We start from the raw sequence: 24,210 nt of genomic DNA on the forward strand, positions 1-24,210 counted from the left end.
CCTGCTAGCGGCCAGGAAAGCCACCCGCGGATTGTGCGTGCCCGTCGTTGGCCACCAGGGGTAGACGACCGGCCGCCGCACATCAAAACGAGAAGCCCGCCTTGTTGCGACGCAGATCGGCTGCGACCATCATTTCGCAGAGCGATTCGAGGTTGGTCTTCGGCTCCCAGCCCAGTACTTCGCGTGCCTTGGCCGGATCGCCGATCAGCAGATCGACTTCTGCCGGACGGTGGAACTTCGGATTCACGCGCACGAGCGTCTTGCCCGTGGCCGTATCGACGCCCACTTCGTTCTCGTCCTTGCCCTTGAAGTCGAGCGTCACGCCCGTCGCCTTGAACGCCATACGCACGAAATCGCGCACCGTTTCCGTCCGGTTTGTCGCAAGTACGTAGGTGTCCGGCGTTTCGACCTGCAGCATGCGCCACATGCCTTCCACGTATTCCTTCGCGAAGCCCCAGTCGCGCTTGGCGTCCATATTGCCGAGTTCGAGCACATCGAGTTGGCCCAGCGAAATCTTGGCGACCGAATCCGTGATCTTGCGCGTGACGAACTCACGGCCGCGCAACGGCGATTCGTGATTGAACAGGATCCCGCTGCAACCAAAGATGTCGTAGCTTTCGCGATAGTTCACCGTGATCCAGTGCGCGTAGAGCTTGGCGACGCCGTACGGGCTGCGTGGCCAGAACGGCGTGCTTTCGTCCTGCGGAATGGCCTGCACCTTGCCGAACATTTCCGACGTGCTGGCCTGGTAGAAACGGATTTTCGGATTGACGATGCGGATCGCTTCGAGCAGGTTCAGGCAGCCGATGCCGGTAATCTCCGCCGTCGTGGCGGGCTGATCGAACGACACGCCCACGAAGCTTTGCGCCGCGAGGTTATAGATTTCGTCAGGCTGCGCCTTCTGCACGAGACGGATGCTCGAAGCCAGATCGGTCAGGTCGTGTTCGACGAGGTGTAGATTCGGGTGTGACTGGATCCCGAGCTCCTCCATTCGCCAGAAGTTGACCGAGCTGGTGCGTCGGTACGTGCCGTAAACGGTATAGCCCTTCTCAAGCAGAAGTTGCGCGAGATAAGCGCCGTCTTGGCCGGTAATGCCGGTAATGATCGATGTCTTCATAGGTCAACCAACAAAGTGGCTTGGGTTGCGATGAAATTGCCCAGATTCCTGGCGCTTTGTTCCCACGTAAGGAATGCAATCCCAGCGGATTCGGGTACTTGCCCTTTTGCATGCAGAGCGAGCCACGCCTCGATGGCGGTAGCCAGCTCGGTTCCATTCTGGGCGGTAAAGTAATACGCGTGATCGCCCGCGACTTCCCGGAACACAGGAATATCTCTAACAAACAGTGGCATTTGATGCCGTGCAGCTTCGATCAACGGCAGACCGAAGCCTTCGCCGAACGACGCCGAAACGAGGCACGCACACGCGCCGTAGACCTCTTCGAGATACTCGTCGCTGATGCCGTCGAGCCAGAACAGGCGCTTTCCCTTCTCGGCATGCGTCGTCAGGCAGCGCACGGTCTCAGGGATATCGCGACGCATGGCGTCGGGCAAACCCTTCCAGCCCTCGCGCCCAACGATGACCAGATTGGCATCCACGCCATTACGCCAGAGCTGCTCGAACGCTTCCAGCACCTGCATGTAGCCCTTCCGGGGCTCGATCGTTCCAACGAGCAGAAAACTCGGCCGCGACCTGATCGCGCGCAGGGTTGCCCCCGCGTCCGGCGTGAGGCCGCGACTAGGTGCTGAATTGCCGACATCGGCGCCATGATGCGACCACGACACCTTGAACGGCCGCTCCCCCTCGGCCGCCAGGCCCTGCTCGGTACGCCACTGGACGAGATCATCGGCGACGGCCTTCGACACGCAGACAGCGCCGTCAAAACGTGCGATCTCGTTGAGCCAGCGCGAAAAATTCTCGTCGGCGCCCGGCGGAAAGACATCCGGAATGCGGACCGGCAGCAAATCATGCACCGCAAAATACACCCCGACTCCCCGGTCGCGGTATTCCCGAAAGAGTCCTTCCCTTGCCGCCTGAACAAGCGTGTCGCCCGCGAGATCCAGTCCGAGAATGATATCTCCCTGCTCGGGATTGATCACTTCGTCGGGCAGCGCATCGGCCGGACAACCGAGCAACTCCATCGCATACGCGGACGCCGCCCGGTAATGCCAGCGACCAGACTCATTGCTCAGATAAACCGGTTCGACGGAAAGCCCCGCCGGCGGCGCCTGCAGCAACGCGATCGTGAGCGCACGGACAACTCGTTCAATGCCCGTCTTTAGATCGTTGCCACAGGTAGCCGTGACGTCGAGCAGCAGACGACGTGCGGGACGCAAAGGCGCAAACGTGGCAGCCAGCGAGCCCGACACCTGACACAGACGCTCATTGTCCGGTGAAAAATGCGGCTGACGCGCGATCTCGTTCACAAGCGCGGACAGCGATGTCCTGCTTCGCGCATAGAACTGCTCGATGGCTTCGGTATAACGCTGCGCGCATGCCTCGGGTGAATGCTCGCTTGCGATGATGTGCTGCGCACGCGAACCCAGCGTGCGGCGATGGTCGGCGTCACGCCAGAGCGCTTCAAGCGCATTGGTGAGGTCCGCATCAGTGAACACATCGTCGAGCAGCCACACCGCGTCGCGATCCAGTTCGGCCAGCGAACCGTTCGCGTTGACGATCAGCGGCAGCCCATAATTCATGCAATCGAGCACTGCCGCCGATGTTTCACCGCGCGAATGCATGCGCAGTTGTACCGCGAGATCGGCCGCGGCGAGATAGTGATGAAACATCTCCCGCGAAGCAAAGCCTGTGATCCGCACACGGCTTTTAATGCCGCTTGCCTCAATCGTTTTGAGCAGTGCTGCGCCATAGTCGCCGCCATGGTTTTCGCCGACGAATACCAGTTCGCAACGCTTGTCAGCCGCAAGTGCACTGTGCAGAAAGCTGTTCAGCAGACGGTCGTTCTGCTTCGTCTGATCGAGAAAACCAAAGCTGCAGATGACAAAAGCGTCGTCGGCAAGTCCGAGTTCGGCGCGCGCGGCCGAACGATCCGTACGCTTCGCCGATTCGCGCAGCAGCGGGATAACAGCGGTGTTCTGCGCCGAGGCCTCACCATACCAGGTGCGTGCGAGGTGGCGCGAATAATTCGAATGAAAAATGACACCCTGCGCCGCCTGCAGAATGCCAAGGGACGCGGGATATTCCCGCCGCGCGCGGTCAAGATCGAGAAAGCGCTCGCGCACGGCTGCATAGCCGTGCCCCTCGTGCAGCGCCTCGCTCCAGATGCTCCCAGCGCCGGCGTGCGTTTCAAGCCAGGCGAGCAACGAGCTGATGAAGAAATCGTGCATCACGACCGTGCCCGGCACTTCGCGCATCAGCCCGAGCATATGCTGATGGAACGGCGAGTTACCCATGTGGTAAAGCACGCGGTCGACCCGGCCAGCGTTGGCGCGTAACCATTCGACGTCGCGCACTTTGGCGTGGTCGCGCGCCCAAGGCAAATCGATGCGCTCCTGCGCCGACACGATTTCGATATCGTAATGCGCGGACAGCGCAGGCAGCAATTCAGCGCTGTAGTCGGCGATACCGGTGCGCTCGGGCGGCAGCGGCGAGACGAACGCCAGTCGCGGCTTGCGCCCTGGCGTCGCGCCCAACGGCGGCGTGTTGTGCTCAGGCTCAGCCTGAAGCGCTTCCCACGCGGTGATGGCGCGCCGCGCCGTCTCGTCCCACGAGAACAAATGCGCTCGCTGAAGACCATGCTCTCGCAACATCGCACGAAACGGCTCGTCCTCGAGCGCCTGCGCCATCTTCGCGGTGATCGCCTCTACACTTAGCGGATCGAACATCGCGCTTTCAAGCCCGATCACTTCGGGAAGGCTGCTTGTGTTCGCACCGATCACCGGTGCGCCACACGCCATCGCTTCGAGCGCCGGCAGACCGAAGCCCTCGTGCCAGGACGGAAACACGAAAAGCCAGCACAGGTTGTAGAGCTGGATGAGCTCCTCGTCGCTGACGTAACCGGTGAACTGCAGTTCGTCCTGCGCTAGTCCCGCGTTGGTCGCATCGGCACGCAGTTCGTCCATGCGGCCTTGCGTCATTTGCCCGGCGAGCAGTAACTGATACTTCGAACGAGTCGAGCGCGGCAACGCGCCATAGGCCTGAATCAGACGCCGCAGATTCTTGCGCTCGTCGGCGCCGCCGGTATAAAGCAGGAACGGCCGCGTCAGTCCAAACTTCGCGCGCAATTGCGACGATGTCCGCGCATCGATTTCAAGCGGTCGAAACGTCGGCTCGATTGCGCTGGAAATGTTGCAAATGCGCTCAGGCGGCACATTCAAGCATTGCTGTGCCTCGCGTTGCGACGACTCCGAAATCGCGAGCAGGCACTTTGCATGTTCCGTGTACTGCACCTTACGCCGGTAGTACTCCTCATAGCGCGGGTTAGGCGCGAGGTATTCCGCGGGATTGAGCAGAGGGATCAGATCGTAGAGGCAGACGCTCACGGGCGTCGTGCGATCCAGCCGACCGATGCTTGTGATCGCATCGTCGACATAGCCTTCGAACATGCTCGTGACGTGGATCACATCGGGCTTGAGGCTCGCGAGGAAGGCCTCGCGAATCAGCTCCGCGACTTCGCGGCCCGAGTCGTTGCCGCCAAACTCGGCGGTATGACCGGGCGCATACCAGACGCGAATGTTTTCCTGAGGGAGCAGGCCGCGAAAGGCGGAACGAATGGATTCGATCGCGTCGGGCAGCATCCCGCTCAACGCAAGAATCACCTCATGCTCGCCACGGTTCGCCACTACACGCTGAACGAAACCTAGCGTGTAGCGCCCGATTCCGCGAAAGCGGCTGGCGCTCTGCGCACCCTGCATGTCGATGACGATGCGCATCAAAGATCCCCTTTCTCGCGGCGCCCGACGGCCGAACGCAGGTTGGCGTAGATCTGACGCGCGTGGGGCGTAAGATGCGCGGCGTCGCTCGGGATGGCGATCGTGCTTTGCGTTGAATGCAATTCGAGCCCGCTCACGGCACGCGCGAGGCGCAGCTTCAAGTGGGGAAAGCGGCCCAGCACTCGCAGCGCGGGTTTCGCGAGCCACGGGCGCCGGTTCACATAGCGCGCGGCGTGACGCAACGCCTGCTTGGCGCTGATCTTGACCGGATCGCGGCGTACCGCCTGGGCAATCAAACCCACACGTCGCAACGGCGCCGTGATTCGCCACGAAGTGCTCGCGTGGACGGCTTCGAGCTGCAGATGAAGCTGATGGGCTTTGGCCTCGGCCGTCTGCACGCGGGCCTCAAGTTGCGCCACGCGCTCATTGGCCAGACGCGCATCTCCAACTTCCCGGATCGCGCTGTCGAGGGCCTGCTTTACCGTGGACTGCAATTCCTGCGCTTCCCGTTGAGCTTCCATCGCTTTGGCCTCCGCCAACCTCGTCAGCTCCTGCGTAGCCTGCAGTCGCGTCTCGATGCCATGCAACCGTGATTCAAGGTGTTGGTTGTGGCGCGTCGCGAGACCAGGCAGCGTGAGGCCGTATTCCGCTTCAAACGCTGCCGCCGTTGCGGCCATCGTCGCTTCGTCGCCCAGCTTCTGCGCAACCACCGCATAGTCCGGACTCACGCCCTCCAGCACGTTCAGGAGCGTAATCTCCGCCTCTGGATGGTGCAGCGACTCAGGCTCCTGAAGGCGAACGATCTTGACGCGTTCGAAGCCTGCATATTCCACGGCGAAGCCCAATAGCGGCGGCGGCAGCGGCTTCACGTGACTCGGGTCCATATAGAAGCGTTCGCCGGCCACGACAACGTTTTCCGGATTCGGCGTCTCAAGGATTAACAGACCGCCCGGCACAAGCACGCGCAGCGCTTCGCTCACCAGCGTACGCACGTCCTCAAAGCTGATGTGCTCGACCACATGGAAAGCCGACACGACACCAACGCCCGCATCCGGCAGCGCACGCAACGCCGAAAGGGCATCGTCATGTGTGGCATCGAGTCCGAGTTCACGGCACGCTTCGAGCATACCGTCATCGAGATCAACGCCGCGCGCGCGAAAGCCCGCCGATGAAATGACCTCCAGCCATTCGCCGCGCCCGCAACCGAGGTCGAGCGCGTTCCCATCGGGCAACGCCTCATGCAATGCCCCGATGAAAGGCCGGTATGCCTGCAGTCGTGATTTGATGAGGTCTCGCGAACCGCGATAGCGGTCTTCGAACGCTCGATAAAAATTGTCAACCATAACAACCGGAAATCGGATTAATCAGTCTGGATCCGCAGCCGCACCCGCAGCGCGCTCAGGTTTCTGAGGATGAGGTACTAAAAGCCGGGCATGGTTTGCCACGAACCTGAGACCACCAGTACTCCCCTTCCTTCACGAAATCGCACTGCGCTGACTTTAACGGGCCGCTCTGGCCGTCGTAGGCAACCCAGAACGCTAGCGTGTCACCCGGTGCGAGATCGGCTGGTAGCGTGTAGCGTGGCGTATCCCACACGATGCGGTTATCTTCGCACTCGAAATGGAGTGCGAAATGCCAGGCGTGTTCGCCAGTGGCCGGGATGATCGCGTCGCCGTCATTACGCAACTCGATATACGCACGCCACGCATGGCCCTCCTGCTGCACGAACTGCTCGCGCTGAACCGAAAAACTCACCCTTTGCGCCGCCTGGGCGTCGAGCGCTGGCGCCGCTTGCGGCATGTCGACAGCTTCGCGCCCAAGGAAAGTCAGCCCCCGCAACGAAGGAAAGTGACCGAGCACGCGCATATTGAGTGCGGCGGCAAGACGGAAGACGTTGCGCGCATCGCGCACCGAGTCGTGCACCACGACAAAGTCGACAAACGCGGCATGTTCGATGATCTGTTCGGCGACCCGAGCGCGGCTGTCGGTGCCCTGCGGAGAATCGAGGAAGACCATCGACTTGGCCGCCGCCTTCAGGACGTCACCCGTCGCAGCCTTAAGCGGAGCTTCGACGAATCCCGACTCGTGCGAAAACGGCACGAGCTGCGCTGCAGCGCCCTGCTCGCGCGCGAACTGAAACCACGGGCCATCCCAGCCTTCGAGCGCCATCTGACGCTTCACGAGACGATGGAACAACACGGTCGTATAGCCGGCACCAAACTCGAGGATGCTGTCGATTCGTGCCGCCTTGATGAAATCACGCAGCTGACGATATTCGGGCGCACTCAAATAGGCATTGCCGCAGCGCAAACCGTTCCATCGTGTGTCGTCGCCAATAATCGAGAGCGCGATTGAGGCAACCGACAACGCATCGTCCCGCAACAGTGAAGTGTCTGCCCCCGGCCTGTATGGATTCGCTTGGGTTGCGGCCCCCATCGCCTTGAGCAACGGCACGAGTGGGCGCGCTTGCGATGCCTGTTCGGGGACAAGTGCGGCAAGTGCTTCAAGCATGCCCGTATCATCCGCGCCAAGCGCCCTTGCCAGCACGCCAAGCACATCGGCCGGCAAGCTGGCAATGAACGTCTCGATCGACGAAACCCCCGCGAAATGGACGAGATGGAGCGGTTCGTGGGTCGCATCCGACAGCAGGTCGCCCGCCTCGCCGATGTGGCAGCGCAGGTCGCTGCCCTGAAGGAAGCCTTGCCAGTTGTACGCGTATTCGGAAACGAACCGCGTTTCAATACCGTACTGCACGATCTTTGCGCACAGATAGTGGTTATCGTGCAGTTTGCCCGGGATGATCAGATCGTTCCAGTCGCGATCATCAAGCACATCGTCGCACACGCGCTCGAAGAATTGCGTCATCCCGGCGGGCGCGTAGAACACACCGCTGTTGAAGTAACCGGCGCCGCTCAATTCCGGACGGCTCGCCCACGGGCGACTGCGGTCCGGGATGAAATCGCAGCCACGCAGATCGTCGCGCGTCGAGGTGAATGCGTCGACAGCCCACAGCGCCTCAAGCGACTTGAGCACAACAATGTCGCCGTCGAGATAAACGAAATCGCCCGCCTTCGCAGCGATCGCATAGGCAAAAAATTTCGCACGTTTGACGCTCAGGGCTCCGATCTGTGGAAGCACGTGCAACTTCGCCCCGTAGGCTGCGAAACGCGGGGCCAGAGCAGCCTCATCGGCAAAGACGGTAATGTCCGCATCGGGATGCACGCGTTTGAGGCTTCGCACGAGGCGAATCGTATTGCGCGCGTAGTTGGCCGTGGTGATCGTAATAAAACGCATGATCATGGTGCAAGCTCGCAGATGGGCGCCAGATTGACGATACCGCCGAAGCGGTCCACGCCATTACCCATGACCTCGATGACTTCCGCATTGACGACGTTGATCAGATAGCGGCTGAAACCAGCCGGCCCGAGCGCGCCTGACGCAATGCCCATACACAGACCATATTGACCGGCCTGCAGCGGCAACTTCATGCGAAAAACGACTTCGCATGACTCCCCCTGATTCAGCGCGACAGGATCACGATGCAACGCGTGGGTATTCGTGTTGAAGATGGAGACCGCGAGATTGTTCCGGATCGAGAAACCCATGTACAAATCGTCGAGATCTTTGAGCGCTTTGATCGAATAGCGAATCGTGATCTCTTCACCGGAATTAACAGCCACTACCTCGCGGTTGTCCTTGTCGAACACGCGAAACGAGGTGAGCGCGACTTCGCCGCTATCGACCTGGGCATGCATTTCGCGAAAGCCATCCACATGCCGACCGCCAGCGTGCCGGCCGGCGTCCTCCTGGAGCGCTGGCTGAGTCGACTCTTGCGCCGTTTTGGGCTGAGCCAGCGCTGCCGGCTTGTCAGATAACTTGTTCGCGCGTTCCAGCAGCAAACCGTTGTAGCGGTCGATGACCGATTCGGGATCGGCCATCATGGTAATGCGTCCGCCCTCCATCAGCACTGCGCGATCGCATAACGTCTTGATGGCCGTCGAGTCGTGGGAGACGAACAGCAAAGTCGTGCCACTATCGAGGAAGCTCTGGATGCGGTCGAAAGATTTTTGCGAAAAGTAACGGTCGCCGACCGAAAGTGCTTCGTCGACGATCAACACATCAGGACGCACCGCAGTCGCCACGCTGAACGCCAGGCGCACCTGCATGCCGCTCGAATAGACGCGAACCGGCTGATCGATGTACTCACCGATTTCGGCGAACGCTTCGATCGACGGCATCAGTCGCTCGATCTCGGCAATGCTATGCCCGAGCAACTGACCAGCCATGAAAGCGTTCTGCCGCCCGGTGAAGTCAGGATGGAAGCCCATGCCCAGTTCGAGCAATGCCGCTACACGGCCATGAATACTGACGGAGCCTTTCGTCGGCTGCGTCGTACCGGTGATGATTTTTAGCAGCGTGCTCTTACCGGCGCCGTTGATGCCAACGATACCAACCGCCTCACCGGGTTCAACCGAGAAGTTTATGTCACTGAGCACCCAGCGCAGGCGATGGCGCGGGCGCTTGCGCGGATCGACCCATTCGGCAAGACGCGACCACTGGCTGAAGTATTGTTTATAGGCCTTTCCGAGGCCTGTTACGGTAATGCTGCCCATCAGTTTTGTTCCGCCTTAGAGTTCGTCGACCATTTCGCCGGCATGCTTGCGAAAGAGCGCAAGCCCGATGACGCAGAAAACGACCGCCAGAATTACCGGAAACCCGAGGCTCGACCAATCCGGCCACTGATTTTGTACGAGAATCAGTTGGCAGGCACTCGTGAGGCTCGCCATCGGATTGAAGCGCATGATGGATTGAACGCGTTCAGGCAGGATATTCGCGGGGTAGACAATGGGCGTCAGCCAGAACCAGAAGGTAAGCAGAATGCTGAAGAATTGGCCGACGTCGCGAAAGAAAACGTTCAGCACGCCCACCGTGATACCGAGGCCAATTGCGAACGCCACCATAACTGCCAATACCGGCACGAGCGCGACAAAAGCCATACCGGGAAAGTTTCCCGTGACGATAAGAAACACCGTGAACAGCCCGAAAATAATGGCAAAGTTCACGAGCGCGTTTGCAACAACCGTCACTGGCAAGCACAGACGGGGGAAGTTGAGCTTCTTGAGCATGTTCGCGTTCTCAAGAAACGTATTCTGGGCACGGGCCGTAATCTCAGCGAAGAGCCCCCACGTCAGGACGCCCGCGCACAGGTGGATGCTGTAGCCGAATGTACTGCTCACACCCGGCAGACGGCTGTGCATGACGTTCGCAAAAATGACCGTGTAGACGACGATCATCGCCAGGGGGTTAAGTACGGTCCACGTCGCTCCCAGCAGGGAATTCCGGTATTTCGACTGGAACTCCCGCTTGACGCTACTCGCGACAAAGCCGCGGTAAACCCATAGCGCCCTCAAGATCATCGGCATGTAATAGTGTCCTCAAACGTCACGAAAGAAACCCCATCATTCGCTAACACGTCCAGCTACGTGAAACGCGAGATGATGTTCTCGGCCACATTCCAGTTAACCTTTCAGACCGGATTACTGGTGCATGTCGGCCGGCCCCGGCCTCCTTCAGATCTTCTTCATGTCGTGCTGGCTGTGCGCCTTGCAGTTGATGGGCCAGTTGGATGAGCAGGCACGCCAACGAGCGCCACGCATCGGGTCCCGATGACTGTCTTACCAGCCCAGGCAGTCATCGACATCAAGGAGAAAAGGGACAATCTACGCCATGGCGGGAAAACGCAAACAACCTGCCCGTCCGATTCCTGGCGTGCCCATGCAAGCAGAATACGTGCCCGGAGGCGCAACCCGCAAGTTCGGCAAATAATAGCGTCTCGCCGATGCCTTGAATAGCGGGATTCCTGCAAGTACGCGAGCAAATGTAACGGCCTCGCCTGCGAGTACGATGCCAGCATTTGCGCACTGTGGAGCTCCAGGGGACGACCCTCATGAAACTGTCCCTTATTTGCAGTGCAAAGACGCACAACGGCCGTATTCCTCCAGGCATTGCATCAATGCAACGTTCCAGTCGGGGACAGCAAGCCCGAACAGGCGCGCAAGTTTTTCGCACGAAAGCCGTGAGTTAGCGGGGCGTTGCGCGGGAGTCGGGTAGTCTTCGGTTGCTATGGCTCGAACGCAGACGGAATTACAATTTGTTGCATTAAAGATTGCGGTGGCAAAACCGTGCCATGAAGTTTCGCCGCGAGACGTCAAATGAAAGATGCCCGCTCGCTCGCGCCACCAGGCGGCGCCATCCCCGCCCAGGTAGTAGCGCGACGCGATATGCGCGGTGAGCGCCGCAATCGAAGAACTCCATGTCGGCGCACCGAGTTGATCTGCGACAACATTGAGTGACGTTCGGCCTTCTTTCGCGAGACGCAGCATCGTCAACATAAAGTTGCGGCCCGTCGCTCCGTACACCCAACTCGTGCGAAAGATCAAATATTTGCCGCCCACTGCTTCGATCGCGCGCTCGCCCGCGAGTTTGGTCTGCCCATAGACATTGAGTGGATTCGGCGTATCCGTTTCGAGATACGGACGGTCGAGTCGCCCATCGAACACGTAATCGGTCGAGTAATGAATCAGCAGCGCGTTGAGATCGCAGGCTTCTTCGGCCAGTATGCGCGGCAACCCGGCGTTGATCAGGCGCGCGCTATCCACGTCGCTTTCTGCCTGATCCACCGCCGTGTAAGCGGCCGCATTGACGATCATCGCAGGCTTGAGTTCGCGCACAAATGCGCGCACGCGAGCGTGATCGGCGAGATCGAGGCGCGCACGATCGACCGCGACAATCGGCCCAAGCCCCTGCAGCGTGCGCGTCAGTTCTGAACCGACTTGCCCTCGCGCGCCCGTCACAAGAATGGGACGCCACGCGTCCACACGTGCTTCACTCATACGTCTGCGCCTCGGCAAGCAGTTTGCCGGCGGCGTCCTTCGGCGCGAGGATCGGCTCACCCGCATCCGGCCACTCGATGCCGATGGCGGGGTCATTCCAGAGCAGCGTGCGTTCGTGCTCCGGGAACCAGTAGTCGGTCGTTTTGTAAAGCATTTCCGCGGACGCGGACACAGTCACGAACCCGTGCGCAAAGCCCGGCGGAATCCAAAGCTGGCGGTGATTGGCCGCCGACAGCAACACGCCCACCCACTTGCCGAACGTGGGCGAGTTGCGCCGCAAATCCACCGCCACGTCGAACACTTCGCCCTGCACCACGCGCATAAGCTTGCCCTGCGCATGTTCGATCTGATAGTGCAGACCTCGCACTACGCCCTTCGCGGAGCGCGATTGGTTGTCCTGCACGAATTCGCTGCATACACCGGTCTGCGCCGCGAAATCGCGCGCGTTGAAACTCTCGAAAAAGTAACCACGCGCATCTTCGAACACTTTTGGCTCGATTATCTTGACGTCGGGCAGCGCAGTTGGAATTACTTTGATCGGCATTAAACACGGTCCTCAAGCAGATTTTTCAAATATTTGCCGTACCCGCTCTTCAACAGGGGCTCGGCAAGCTTGCTCACCTGCTCCGGCGTGATCCAGCCTCGGCGATAGGCGATTTCCTCGGGACAGGCGACCACAAGCCCCTGCCGCTTCTGTAGCGTCGCGATGAAAAGCGCCGCATCGATCAGCGAGTCGTGCGTGCCGGTGTCGAGCCACGCAAATCCGCGCCCGAGGATTTCGACGTTGAGCGCGCCCTCTTGCAGATAACAGGAATTCACGTCAGTGATCTCGAATTCGCCGCGCGCGGACGGCTTGATGTCGGCCGCAATATCGCAAACCCGATTATCGTAAAAGTAAAGCCCCGTCACCGCGTAATTCGAGCGCGGAGAAACGGGTTTTTCCTCAATCGACAGCGCACGGAAATCGTTATCAAATTCAACCACGCCGTACCGCTCCGGATCTTGCACGTGATAGGCGAAAACCGTCGCGCCGCCCTCCTGTGCGTTCGCGCGCTCGAGTTGCTTGACGAGATTGTGACCATAGAAAATGTTGTCGCCAAGAATAAGCGCCGACGGATCATTGCCCACAAAATCTTTGCCAATCACGAACGCCTGGGCAAGCCCGTCCGGTGACGGCTGCACCGCGTACTGGATATTCATGCCCCAGCGACTGCCGTCGCCAAGCATTTCCTGAAATCGAGGCGTTTCCTGCGGTGTCGAAATCACCAGCACGTCGCGTATGCCCGCGATCATCAGCGTCGAAAGCGGGTAGTAGATCATCGGCTTGTCGTAGACAGGCAGCAGTTGCTTCGAAACCCCAAGCGTGATCGGATAAAGCCGCGTGCCGGAGCCGCCAGCCAGAATAATGCCCTTGCGCGCCATGTCTGCTGCCCCTTTAAACGCGTTGCATGTAGTTGATTTCAACCCATTTTCGATAGTCGCCCGACGCGACTTCATCGACCCACGTCTGGTTCTCGAGATACCAGCGCACGGTCTTCGCCAGACCGGTTTCGAACGTCTCTGCAGGCTTCCAGCCGAGATCGCGTTCGAGCTTGCGTGCGTCGATGGCGTAGCGGCGATCGTGGCCCGGACGATCTTTCACGTAGGTGATCTGATCGCGGTAGGAGCCGGCCGCTTTCGGACGCATCTCATCGAGCAGATCACAGAGCGTATGGACGACGTCGAGATTCTTCTTCTCGTTCCAGCCTCCGACGTTATACGTCTCTCCCGGCGTGCCGCGAGCCAGCACTTCGCGGATCGCGCTGCAATGATCGCCCACATACAGCCAGTCGCGCACATTCTGACCGTCGCCATAAATGGGTAGCTGCTTGCCGCCAAGCGCGCTCGCAATCATCAGCGGAATAAGTTTTTCGGGGAACTGGTACGGGCCGTAGTTGTTCGAGCAATTCGTCGTGAGCACGGGCAGGCCGTACGTGTGATGCCACGCACGGACGAGATGATCGGAGCCGGCCTTGCTCGCCGAATAAGGGCTGTTGGGCGCATAGGGCGTGATTTCCGAGAACGCAGGATCGGCCGGCGCGAGTGAACCGAATACTTCGTCGGTAGAAACATGCAAAAAGCGGAAGGCATCCTTCTGCGCCTGCGGCAATGTGCTCCAGTGGTGGCGCGCGGCCTCGAGCAGCGTGAAGGTGCCAACCATATTCGTCTGGATAAAATCGCCCGGCCCGTGAATCGAGCGATCGACGTGGCTTTCCGCCGCGAAATGCAGCACGGCGCGCGGCTTGTACTGTGTGAATAGCGCATCGAGCGCCGCGCGGTCGCAGATGTCCACGCGGGCAAAAACGTGCGCCGGGTTGTCTTGCAGTGGCTTCAGCGTCCCAAGATTGCCTGCGTAGGTCAGCTTGTCGATATTCAGCACTGCTTCGTCGGACTGTCTCGTCCAATCGAGCACGAAATTGGCGCCGATAAAACCAGCACCGCCCGTTACCAGAATCATGAGGTTCCCTTTTTCAGGTATTGCTGCAGAGGTGATCCGTCTGTGCGCCCCGCTATTGCCGCGTAGTCGCTGCTCCATTTACGCGAGACGGTCTGCCCGATCCCTCGATTATAGAGCCGCGCCGTGCCTGTTCCGCCTCGCCCGCCTTCGCCAATCCTCATACCGATCGCAAGACGCGATAGCGCCGATTCGCCACGCATATTCGTCGTCTGCTGCAACGAAGAACATGTCGAAATCGGCCCGGCGTCCTGTTGCACGCCAATCTCTTGCACTCGCGGCGCCAGGCGATCTCGCAAAAGCAGGTAACATGTCTGGCTTATCCGAGTGCAGCCTCTCCCATGCGAGCCGTTGCGGCCGCGCCGAATCGCAATGAAAGACAACGTCTCAACACAGCCCGCCCCGCTCGCTTTCGGCGACCTTCAGGGCTGCCATACCCAGTTCCGTGAACTCCTGATCAAGGCGGCCCCGCCCGACGGCACGCCGCTCTGGTTCGCCGGCGACCTCGTCAATCGCGGTGCGGATTCGCTCGCCACCTTGCGCGACGTCATGTCGATGGGAGAACGCGCAGTGCCCGTACTCGGCAACCATGATCTGCATCTGCTCGCGGTGTCCGCCGGCATCCGCAACGCCAAGAAGGGCGACACGATCGATCAGATTCTCGACGCACCCGATGCAGAAGACCTACTGCACTGGGTTCGACACCAACCGCTCGCGCACTTCGAAAACGGCATGTTGATGGTACATGCGGGCGTCCTTCCGCAGTGGGACGTCGACCTGGTACTGGAACTCGCCGACGAACTCCAGCGCGCTTTGCGCGCACCGAACTGGAAGGAAACGCTCGCCGGACTATACGGCAACCAGCCCAACCGCTGGACACCCCGCCTGAAAGGCATCGAGCGGCTACGCGTCACATGCAGCGCGCTCACGCGCATCCGCTTTTGCAACGCCCAGGGAGAAATGGACTTCTCGTCGAGCGGCGGTCTCGGCTCGGCGCCTGCGGGTCAGATGCCATGGTTCGATGTGCCCGATCGCAAAACGCGCGATGTCACCGTGGTGTTCGGCCACTGGGCGTCGCTGGGCCTGACGCTGCGGGAAAACCTCATCGGACTGGATTCGGGCTGCGTCTGGGGCGAGCGATTGTCTGCCGTGCGGCTGATGCCATCGCCCGCCGATCGCACCCTCACCCAGGTCGATTGCACGACCTGCAGGGTCAGCACGTAAATCGGCCGCTGTGCCCTGCACACGGCGGGTTTCAGTTTCGCTCAGCCGCATCCAGACTCGGCCCCACCCCTAGCATCCAGCGCAGCGTTTCATCGAACGGAATAGGCTTCGCTGTTGGAACCTGCGCCAGAAGTCGCGCTGGCGAACCGACCAGCGTTTTTACATCGGTCTTGCGAACGAAGGCCGGATTCACTTCGACGCGAATCTTATGGCCCGTGAGTTCGCCGCACAGTTCCAGAATCTGCGCCAGCGAATACGGCTGCCCCGTGCAAACATTAAAGGTTTCCCCCGCCACATCTGATTCGAGCAACGCACCGTAGACCTGAGCAACGAAGCGCACATCGGAGAAGTCGCGCGCCACGTCGATATTGCCCAGCGAAATAACCGGCTCGCGCTTCAGGAAGTGAGACACGATCTTGGGCACGAGGAAGCGTTCCGACTGGCCCACGCCCGTGTAGTTGAACGGCCGCGTGATGACGATCGGCAGACGCTCGGACCATGTCCTGACCATTGCCTCCATCGCCATTTTGCTAGCTGCGTAGTGATTGACGGGGGCAAGCGGAAACTGCTCGTCGATCGCGGCCGACTCCACGTTGCCGTAGACATTTGCACTGCTGGCGATCAGGATCTTGCGCGGCGTGTGCCCCACGTCTTCGCACGCCTGCAGCAGGTTGAGCGTGCCTAGCACGTTCACATGATAGAACTCGAGATCGTTGGCATGGCCCACGAAGCTGATGGCCGCGAGATGCACAATGTAATCGGGCCGGAGTTCATCGATCACGCGCCGGCATTGCTCGATCGACGTGATATCGAAGTCGGTGTCGCGCGAATCAGCCGAAGACGCATCCTTGTACGAACCGGACACCACCGTATGACCAGCGGCGTGTAGCACATCGGACAGATAGGCGCCCGTGAAGCCCCGCCGGCCTGTCACCAGGGTTTGGACGGACTGACCAGATCGCGATGTCATACTCAACTCTCCTAACGTACTCTTGACTGCAAAATGTCCGGCAATCTGTCGGACGATGCAAACGGGGCGCGCTCCGGAAAACACACGCGCCAACAACATTTACGGCTACCCCAAGACCGCTGCGCCACCGCCTCACACGGCGTCAACCGCCCCCCGCATCGCCTCCAACGCCGCCCCAACCGACTCCTGCGCCTTTGCCGCCAGCTTGCGCCGATCGTCGCCCGGCTCCAGCGCCTCGCCCACATAAACATGCGCGGTAATCGGGCCACCCTTGAGCATCGCGTCGAGCGAATCCTTGAGCGACAGATCGTCGATATAAGCGGGCGCCGTCGACTGCCGGCCCTGCGCGTCCTCGTACATGATGCAGATCGGCTGCACCGGCCGCGCCGCCGACACCGGCGCCTGGAACATATTCGAGTGAAACGGCTTGAGCGCGAGCCCGTCGGTCGTCGTGCCTTCGGGGAACACGCACATCAGCTCGCCACGCTCCAGGCGCGAAGCCAGTTCGTGCATGATGCGGCGCGCCTCGCTGCGCTTTTCGCGTTCGATGAACACGGTATCGAGATTCGCCGCGAACCAGCCGATCAGCGGCCAGTGACGCACCTCGGCCTTCGAGACGAACGGCGTCGGCCGCCACGCGTTGATCACGTAGATATCGATCCACGAAATATGGTTGCTGACAACGAGCGCGCCCGCGTCCACACGCGCCGAATCGTTATGCACGACGAGCTTCATGCCGCACAGGGCGAGCATCTTGAGCGACCAGGCGCGGTTCAGGGCGTGGCGCTGCTCGGGCGTTGCGCGCGGAAAACGCACGCCAACGGTCCACGCACCGCGCAGCAGATGGCCTAGCAGACGGGCTTTGCGAAAGAAGAGACTCATGGCTGGGTCGATATCGAGGTCGGTCGCAACTCGCGTTCAGTGGCGCTCAAAGCCGATGCGCCCCGCCACCAGCGTCGCGCGCACCACGGCGGGCAGTTCGTAGCCGAGGAACGGCGTATTGTGCCCCTGGCTCTTCAGCGCACGCGGATCGACCTGCCAGTGCGCGTGCGCGTCGAACACGCAGAGGTCGGCGCTCGCGCCCACGCTCAAACGCCCAACGTCCTTGCCGATCACCGTGGCCGGCGCCGACGTGATGCTCGCCAGCGCCTTCGCCAGCGGCAAATTCGCCTCTTGTGCCCACTTCACTGTAAGCGAGAGCAGCAATTCGAGGCCCGTCGCGCCCGGCGTCGCCTCGGCGAACGGCAGCAGCTTTTCGTCGTCGTCCACGGGTGTGTGCTGCGAACAGATCACGTCGATCGTGCCGTCAAGCACGCCCGCGCGCAGCGCCTCGCGGTCGCGCTGCTGGCGCAGCGGCGGATCGAGCCGGAATTGCGCGTCGAAGTAGCCGATGTCCGTATCGGTCAGATGCAGATGGTTCGCCGTGACGTCGCACGTCAGAGGCAGCCCTTCGGCCTTGGCCGCGCGCACCAGTTCCACGCCCGCCGCCGACGACAGATGCTGCACGTGCACGCGCGCGCCCGTCACGCGCATCAGTTCGAAAAGCGTGAAGAGCGCGATGGTTTCCGCGCTCACCGGCACGCCCGACAGCCCCAGGCGCGAGGCCAGCGCGCCGCTCGCGGCCACGCCGCCCTTCGACAGAAACGCATCCTGCGCACGCAGCCAAACGGGATAGCCGTAGGTGCTGGCGTACTGGAGCGCGCGCAGCAGCACCTGGGTGTCGGCGATAGGTGAATCGGCCTGCGTGAAGCCGATGCAGCCCGCCTCGGTCAGCGACACCATTTCGGTGATGACCGCGCCCTTGAGGCCCACCGTCAGCGCGCCGAGCGGGTGCACCTGCGCGCGTTCGAGCTTGCTTGCGCGGTATTTGAGCATTTCGACGAGACCCGCTTCGTCGAGTACCGGATCGGTGTCGGGCGGGCACACGAGGGTCGTCACGCCGCCCGCGAGCGCCGCATGCATTTCCGAATCGAGCGTGGCCTTGTGCTCGTAGCCCGGCTCGCGCAGTCGCGCGCTCAGATCGACGAAACCGGGCGCGACCATCAGGCCGCGCGCGTCGATCGTCCTGTCCGCCGTGAAGCCCCCGGGCGCGGTGCCCAGCGCGGCGATCTTGCCCGCTTCGATGAAAACGTCCTGCTGCTGTTCGGTGCCCGCGACCGGGTCGATCAGCGTGCCGCCTTGAATATGAATCTTCATGCTGCCCCGCGTTATTTATTGCTATCTGCGCGGTTGCCCGCGACGATGCCCATCACCGCCATACGCACCGCGATCCCGAAGCTCACCTGATCGAGAATCACCGCCTGCGGGCCGTCCGCGACCTGCGAGTCGATCTCGACGCCACGGTTCATCGGCCCCGGATGCATCACGATCGCATCGGGCGCGGCGAGCGCGAGGCGCTCGGGCGTGAGGCCCCAGCTCTTGAAATACTCCTGCGCCGATGGCAGCAGCGCGCCGCTCATGCGCTCGTTCTGCAGGCGCAGCATGATGATGACGTCCACATCCTTCAGACCTTCGTCGAGGTTGTGGAACACGCGCACGCCCATCTGTTCGAGCCCGCCCGGCAGCAGCGTGCGCGGGCCGATCGCCCGCACTTCCGGCACGCCGAGCGTGGTCAGCGCGTGAATGTCCGAGCGCGCGACGCGCGAATGCAGGATGTCACCAACGATCGCCACGCGCAGATTCGTGAAATCGCGCTTGTAGTGGCGGATCGTGTACATGTCGAGCAGACCCTGCGTCGGGTGCGCGTGGCGGCCGTCGCCGGCGTTGATCACGTGCACGTGCGGCGCGCAATGCTCGGCGATCAGGTACGGCGCGCCGCTCGACGCGTGGCGCACGACGAACATGTCGGCGTGCATCGCCGACAGATTGCCGATGGTGTCGAGCAGCGACTCGCCCTTGCTCGTCGACGACGCATTGATGTTCAGATTCAATACGTCAGCCGAAAGGCGCTTGGCGGCGATTTCGAAGGTGGTGCGCGTGCGCGTCGAGTTCTCGAAGAACAGGTTGAACACCGACTTGCCTTGCAGCAGCGGTACTTTCTTTACGTCGTGGTTGTCGCCGCTCACGAATTGCGTGGCGGTATCGAGCACCTGATTGAGGATCGCGCGCGGCAAGCCCTCGATCGAGAGCAGGTGCTTGAGTTCGCCGTTCTTCGTGAGCTGCGGATTGCCTTTCAGGAAGCCGTAGCGGAAACGCTTGTCTGCGGCTTCAGTGGCATTGGCCACTGAGGCCGATGCGGGCGTGGGCTGAGTGTTCATCGCTGGAGTCCTGCGCGAATGGCTTGCTGGATCAAATGGGATAAGTGTGCGGCGTGACGAGTCCGTCTGGATGGCGCACATCGCACTCGCGGCGCTCAGGCGGCAGGAAGTTCGTCGAGGTATTGCTGCAGGATCACGCAGGCGGCTTCGGCATCGATGTGCTCGGCGCGTTCGCGGCGCTCGCGCAGACGCGACTCGGCGTCGACCGACGAATAGCGCTCGTCCACCCACACCACGGGCAGATTGAAGCGGCCATTGAGCTGGTTGCCGAAGCGCTTCGCCAGCTTCGTCATGACGTGCGGCGTGCCGTCGGGATGGCTCGGCAGGCCGACCACCAGACGATCCGGTTGCCATTCCCGCAGCAGTGCGGCCACGGCTTCGAAACGGGAGTCGATGTTGCGGTTCTGGATCACGGTGAGTGCGCGGGCGCTGCGCGTAAGCGCATTGCCAAGCGCCACGCCGATGCGTTTTTCACCGTAATCGAAGGCCAGCAGGGTCGCCTCGGCGGCGTTGCGCCCCGCCACGCTCATGCGTGACCCGCTTCGCCCGAGAGCATCGTCGATGAAATACCGAGCAGCGCGAGCGCCGCTTCGAAGCGTTCTTCGGCGGGCACTTCGAAGACGATCTTCGGGTCCGCTTCGACAGTCAGCCAGCCGTTCTTCGAGATTTCGTCCTCGAGCTGGCCCGCGCCCCAGCCGGCATGACCGAGCGTGAGCAGGAACTGGTCCGGGCCGGTACCGCTGGCGACGGCTTCGAGCACGTCTTTCGAGGTGGTCATCTCAAGCCCGCCGGGCACCGACATCGACGACGTGTAGTTCGTGCCGGTGATGGGCGCGTGCAGCACGAAGCCGCGCTCGGTCTGCACCGGGCCGCCGAAATAGACGGGCACGTGCAGCAGCGGTTCGATTTCGAGCTTGAGGTCGATGCGCGAGAACAACGCTTCCAGATCGATGTCGGTGGGACGATTGATCACGAGGCCGAGCGCGCCGCGTTCGGAATGATCGCAAAGGTAGACCACCGTTCCTGCAAACGTGGGATCCGCCATGTTCGGCATGGCGATCAGGAACTGGTTGGTCAGGTTGATGCGATCGTTACTTTTGGACATGGTTTGAATTCTAGCAAAGACGATACGGATTGGCGGTGGCCTGCCTGGGCCTCCGGCTGCCTCTGGGGTTCACCGTAGCGCGGGGAATAAGTCACTCTAACATGCTGACGGGGCACGCCTATAACACGGATTTGGCCCCTCCACGCCGCGCCGGCCGCCGCTTTTTCGGCTAACGCGCCGCGAGGGGCGCCGCCGGAGTGCCAAGGCCGCCGGCCCCGCCGCCAATCGCCGCGCCGAGCGCGCGCACCGTGGCGCTCGCGTCGGGCTGGGCAACGCCCGCCGCGATCTTGTGCAGCATCGCGCGCAAGGCCTCGTTGGCCTGATCGATCGCGTCGGCGTCGGGCCCGATCGCCGGCTTTGCGCCATGTGCCGGAGTCGCGCCGACGCGCTTGCCGCCCGCGACCGCCGCATGCGCCGTGCAGCGCCACGCGAGGCCGAGCGCATCGGCCAGCAGCCCGACATGGCCCAGACCCAGCGCCCAGGCCGCAGCGCCGATCCGGTACGCCGCCTCCGCGGCTACCAGCGCCTCAGCCGGGTCGGGCGGCGCGTCGGCGGGCCGCAGCGACAGTGCGCGCGCCTGAGTGCCGAGCGCGAGCATCGCCGCGTCGGCGGTTTGCAAAAAATCCTCGTAGGCGTTGCCGTTGACGACGAGCGCGCCCAGATCGCGCATCGGCGCCACGCGCGTGGCCAGCGCATCAGCCTTCGCGCTTTCGGCCTCCCAAAGCGCCTCGGAGTCCTGCGTGCCCGCGACATGCCAATCGACGGTCAAGCCGTAGTCGTGCAGCAGTTCGACGTCGGCAGCATCTTCCGCCGCCGCGCCGAAAAGCGCGTAATCGCGCCACAACAGCGCCAGCGAGGTGCGCACGAACGACTGCGGCGCGACGCGCAAGCCGTGTGCGTGCTCGCCGATCAGCAGGTTGCAGCGCGCGTAGAAACGGCGCAAATCCTGGTCGCCCCAGAATGGGATGCCGCGCCGCAACACACGGGCACACGCGGCAGCAAGACGCCAGAAGTCGTAGGGGTCATCGCTCGCCAAATCGGCGAAACAGGCGTCCATCTCGCCGAACGCCGCCTGGGCGAGCGTGTCCGCGGCGCCGTTGTCGCTGCTCTGGCGCGCCTTCAGCGCCGGCAGGAGCGCCGCCTCGAAGCGTGCACGCGCCTGCGCGAGGCGCTGGGTGGGCTGCGCGTGCAGCGTCGCGACGGCAATGGGCCGGCCATGCAGCGCGACGTCCTCGTAGGCGAGCGATACGCCGGGCGCGTGCTCGGCGAGCGCTTCGACAAGGGTGCGCTGATGGGCGTAGAGCGTCGGCGAACAGGCCAGTTCGCGCAGATTGTGACGTTCGAGCGCGGCGGCCAGATCGGTCAGCGCGTGGCGAAAGGCCTCGCGGATGCGGCTGTCGTCGGGAGCGTCGTGGTCGAGCGCGGGCCGCGGCGGCATGCCGGGCGGCGGCGGCGTGGGGACGCTCGCCGCGAGCGCCAGCGGCGAAGCCAGCAGCAAGGTATCGGCGAAACGCGCCGCCGCCAGCCAGCCCGCGTCGCGCAGCGTGCGCGCCGCCTGGCGCAGCGGCCGCGCGACATCGCGCTGCTCGTCGAGCGCCTGGCCGGCCTGGGCCAGCGCGGCATGCGCGAACGGCACGTGGCCGCCACGCGGATTAGGCAGCGCTTCGAAGGGAGCCGACGATGAATGAGGAGTCATGAGACAAAGGCAGCGCCGGAAACGGTTACGGGCGGGTACAGGCTAATGCAGACGGATGCGGACGATCCTGTGCAGTCTGGGACTTCGACGCCCGACAATGACAGATTTCGCATCATCGAGGCGTCTGGCTGACCAGACGCCTCGCCTGCACGCGATGCAGGACGCTGCTAGCAATTTGCACGCCCCGCGCCGCTCCAGCGCGATTCAAGGCAGGCCTCAGATCTGGACCATCTCGAAGTCTTCCTTGCGCGCGCCGCACTCGGGGCACGTCCAGTTGATCGGCACATCCTCCCAGCGCGTGCCGGGCGCGATGCCTTCGTCTGGCAAACCGGCTTCTTCATCGTAGATCCAGCCGCAGATCAGGCACATCCAGCTTCTATATTCCATTCTTATGCCGCGTCGAAAAGTCCAAAATACCGCGCGCCCCTGCCCTCGACGGAGCAAACGCGGACGGTCGGGAAAACTGCCAGGAAATCTGCCAGGCGAGCGGCCTGACAATGAGAGCCATGATGGTACCGTGTTGCCGTTTTTATGCCTAGCAACCGTGACAAGGGCAAGACGCTTCCCCGGGCCAGGTCAAGACGGAAAATTACCTCGTATCGGTCTACTCATCCGTCCCCCGCTGCGCGCCTGAGGCGGCATAATTGGACCGCAGCAAGGCAACACACAAGCAGCCGCAACGAGCCAACCCTTCACTCCCTCCCGTCAACGTCCATGCCCGGCGACACCCCTCCCATCGTCCTTTCCTTCGGCCTTTCCGATCCGACCGGCGGCAGCGGCCTGCAAGCCGACCTGCTCACGCTCGCGAGCATGGGCTGTCACGGCGTCAGCGTTCTCACGGGTTACACCGTGCGCGACTCGGCTGGCTGCGACGAAGTCACCGGCCTCGACCCCGAGACCGTCGCGAGCCAGGCGCGCATGCTGCTTGAAGACATGCCGGTGGCGGCCTTCAAGGTCGGCGCCGGCGCCCGCGCGGAAGTCGTGAGCGCGATCGCCGAAGTGGTCGCCGACTACGACGAAGTCCCGCTCGTACTCGCGCCGGACTTCACGCTCGACGACGAACACGTGCTCGCCGCCGACGAACTGCGCGAGACCGTCACCGATCTGCTGGTGCCGCAAACGACGCTGCTCGTGGCCGATGTCTCCGTGCTGATCGCGCTCGCGCAACCCGACGGCGACTCCGAGCCACCGACCATCGACGCCGCGATCTCGCAACTGCTGTCGAGCGGCTGCGAGTACATCCTGTCGATGGAAACGGGCTCGCATCGCGTGGTCAACACGCTCTATAGCGAGGAAGGCCAGATCCGCCAGGACCTCTGGGACCGCACGAACCAGCCGATGATGGGCGTCACCGATACGCTCGGCACGGCCATCGCCGCGCTGCTCGCCAACGGCCAGGAACCGCCCGAAGCCGTGCGCGAAGCGCAGGAATATCTCTATCAGGCCATGCAGAACGCGTTCCGCCCCGGCATGGGCGCCTGGGTGCCCGACCGCTTCTTCTGGGCACGCAGCAATGATGACGAGGATGCGGCTGACGATGCCGACAGTCCTGGCAAGACCCCGCCGTCGGGCGAGGCGCGGCACTGATCGCTTTATTGGCTATCGCGCGCGGGTGTCAAGCCCGCGCGCTGCAGCACTGAGTTTTGCGCCGCGGAGCCGCGAAATGGGATTTACAGATAAT

21 protein-coding genes are annotated in these 24,210 nt (G+C 62.2%); 3 read left to right on the forward strand and 18 right to left on the reverse strand.

Features of this window, described 5'->3' with window-relative positions; translation table 11 throughout:
- Window positions 1-82: 82 nt before the first annotated feature.
- Together gmd and B0G62_RS01565 are read right to left on the reverse strand one after the other, a co-directional pair.
- Window positions 83-1,117: a GDP-mannose 4,6-dehydratase gene (gene gmd, locus B0G62_RS01560; protein WP_103701852.1), complete on the reverse strand. Its 1,035-nt coding sequence runs from the start codon at window positions 1,115-1,117 to the stop codon at window positions 83-85.
- A complete protein-coding gene (locus B0G62_RS01565; protein ID WP_244193103.1) occupies window positions 1,114-4,500 on the reverse strand; it encodes a glycosyltransferase in 3,387 nt (1,128 codons plus the stop codon). Before B0G62_RS01565 ends, gmd begins: the two co-directional genes overlap by 4 nt.
- Between B0G62_RS01565 and B0G62_RS32025 the strand changes: the two genes are divergently transcribed.
- A complete protein-coding gene (locus B0G62_RS32025) occupies window positions 4,390-4,821 on the forward strand; it encodes a hypothetical protein (RefSeq protein WP_244193115.1) in 432 nt (143 codons plus the stop codon). The genes B0G62_RS01565 and B0G62_RS32025 overlap by 111 nt on opposite strands.
- 68 nt (window positions 4,822-4,889) lie before the next feature.
- On the opposite strand, the gene B0G62_RS01570 is transcribed toward B0G62_RS32025, so the two are convergent.
- The 8 genes from B0G62_RS01570 to rfbB all read right to left on the reverse strand — a co-directional run bounded on the left by B0G62_RS01570 (window position 4,890) and on the right by rfbB (window position 14,280).
- A complete protein-coding gene (locus B0G62_RS01570; RefSeq protein ID WP_103701856.1) occupies window positions 4,890-6,233 on the reverse strand; it encodes a class I SAM-dependent methyltransferase in 1,344 nt (447 codons plus the stop codon).
- 55 nt (window positions 6,234-6,288) lie between these two features.
- A complete protein-coding gene (locus tag B0G62_RS01575) occupies window positions 6,289-8,190 on the reverse strand; it encodes a glycosyltransferase (protein ID WP_103701858.1) in 1,902 nt (633 codons plus the stop codon).
- A complete protein-coding gene (locus B0G62_RS32420; protein ID WP_103701860.1) occupies window positions 8,187-9,503 on the reverse strand; it encodes an ABC transporter ATP-binding protein in 1,317 nt (438 codons plus the stop codon). Before B0G62_RS32420 ends, B0G62_RS01575 begins: the two co-directional genes overlap by 4 nt.
- A gap of 15 nt (window positions 9,504-9,518) precedes the next feature.
- Window positions 9,519-10,313, reverse strand: coding sequence for an ABC transporter permease (locus tag B0G62_RS01585; protein WP_103701862.1), 795 nt, complete (start codon window positions 10,311-10,313; stop codon window positions 9,519-9,521).
- A 537-nt stretch (window positions 10,314-10,850) separates the two neighbouring features.
- Window positions 10,851-11,783 carry a dTDP-4-dehydrorhamnose reductase gene (gene rfbD, locus B0G62_RS01590; RefSeq protein ID WP_103701864.1) on the reverse strand — a complete coding sequence of 311 codons (933 nt, stop codon included), beginning with the start codon at window positions 11,781-11,783 and terminating at the stop codon, window positions 10,851-10,853.
- A complete protein-coding gene (gene rfbC / locus B0G62_RS01595) occupies window positions 11,776-12,327 on the reverse strand; it encodes a dTDP-4-dehydrorhamnose 3,5-epimerase (protein WP_103701866.1) in 552 nt (183 codons plus the stop codon). The genes rfbD and rfbC overlap by 8 nt, the downstream gene beginning before the upstream one ends.
- Window positions 12,327-13,205, reverse strand: coding sequence for a glucose-1-phosphate thymidylyltransferase RfbA (rfbA, locus tag B0G62_RS01600; protein ID WP_103701868.1), 879 nt, complete (start codon window positions 13,203-13,205; stop codon window positions 12,327-12,329). The genes rfbC and rfbA overlap by 1 nt, the downstream gene beginning before the upstream one ends.
- Window positions 13,206-13,218: 13 nt before the next feature.
- Complete coding sequence (rfbB, locus tag B0G62_RS01605) at window positions 13,219-14,280, reverse strand: dTDP-glucose 4,6-dehydratase (protein WP_103701870.1); 1,062 nt, start codon at window positions 14,278-14,280, stop codon at window positions 13,219-13,221.
- Window positions 14,281-14,649: 369 nt separating this feature from the next.
- Here rfbB and B0G62_RS01610 point away from each other — a divergent pair, with 369 nt between their 5' ends.
- Window positions 14,650-15,501: a symmetrical bis(5'-nucleosyl)-tetraphosphatase gene (locus B0G62_RS01610; protein ID WP_103701872.1), complete on the forward strand. Its 852-nt coding sequence runs from the start codon at window positions 14,650-14,652 to the stop codon at window positions 15,499-15,501.
- 31 nt (window positions 15,502-15,532) lie between these two features.
- On the opposite strand, the gene B0G62_RS01615 is transcribed toward B0G62_RS01610, so the two are convergent.
- The 8 genes from B0G62_RS01615 to B0G62_RS01650 all read right to left on the reverse strand — a co-directional run bounded on the left by B0G62_RS01615 (window position 15,533) and on the right by B0G62_RS01650 (window position 22,916).
- Window positions 15,533-16,471: a GDP-mannose 4,6-dehydratase gene (locus B0G62_RS01615; RefSeq protein WP_103701874.1), complete on the reverse strand. Its 939-nt coding sequence runs from the start codon at window positions 16,469-16,471 to the stop codon at window positions 15,533-15,535.
- 132 nt (window positions 16,472-16,603) lie between these two features.
- The gene (locus B0G62_RS01620) at window positions 16,604-17,353 is read right to left on the reverse strand and encodes a lysophospholipid acyltransferase family protein (protein WP_103701876.1); all 750 of its coding nucleotides are present in this window, start codon (window positions 17,351-17,353) and stop codon (window positions 16,604-16,606) included.
- 36 nt (window positions 17,354-17,389) lie between these two features.
- Window positions 17,390-18,667, reverse strand: coding sequence for a dihydroorotase (locus B0G62_RS01625; protein ID WP_103701878.1), 1,278 nt, complete (start codon window positions 18,665-18,667; stop codon window positions 17,390-17,392).
- 11 nt (window positions 18,668-18,678) lie between these two features.
- A complete protein-coding gene (locus B0G62_RS01630; RefSeq protein ID WP_103701880.1) occupies window positions 18,679-19,728 on the reverse strand; it encodes an aspartate carbamoyltransferase catalytic subunit in 1,050 nt (349 codons plus the stop codon).
- A 95-nt stretch (window positions 19,729-19,823) separates the two neighbouring features.
- Entirely contained in the window at window positions 19,824-20,258 is a 435-nt protein-coding gene (ruvX, locus tag B0G62_RS01635) for a Holliday junction resolvase RuvX (protein ID WP_407671090.1), read from the reverse strand.
- Complete coding sequence (locus tag B0G62_RS01640) at window positions 20,255-20,833, reverse strand: YqgE/AlgH family protein (RefSeq protein WP_103701882.1); 579 nt, start codon at window positions 20,831-20,833, stop codon at window positions 20,255-20,257. The genes ruvX and B0G62_RS01640 overlap by 4 nt, the downstream gene beginning before the upstream one ends.
- A gap of 169 nt (window positions 20,834-21,002) precedes the next feature.
- Window positions 21,003-22,529 (reverse strand): hypothetical protein, encoded by a 1,527-nt coding sequence (locus B0G62_RS01645; protein ID WP_103701884.1) that lies wholly within the window; start codon window positions 22,527-22,529, stop codon window positions 21,003-21,005.
- Window positions 22,530-22,745: 216 nt separating this feature from the next.
- A complete protein-coding gene (locus tag B0G62_RS01650) occupies window positions 22,746-22,916 on the reverse strand; it encodes a rubredoxin (protein ID WP_008342674.1) in 171 nt (56 codons plus the stop codon).
- Between the two features lie 327 nt (window positions 22,917-23,243).
- On the opposite strand from B0G62_RS01650, the gene thiD reads away from it, so the two are divergent.
- Window positions 23,244-24,116, forward strand: a complete 873-nt coding sequence (gene thiD / locus B0G62_RS01655) for a bifunctional hydroxymethylpyrimidine kinase/phosphomethylpyrimidine kinase (protein WP_103701886.1) — start codon at window positions 23,244-23,246, stop codon at window positions 24,114-24,116.
- The last annotated feature ends 94 nt before the right edge of the window (window positions 24,117-24,210 follow it).

It is taken from the genome of Paraburkholderia eburnea, from assembly GCF_002917095.1.
Taxonomy (GTDB): domain Bacteria; phylum Pseudomonadota; class Gammaproteobacteria; order Burkholderiales; family Burkholderiaceae; genus Paraburkholderia; species Paraburkholderia eburnea.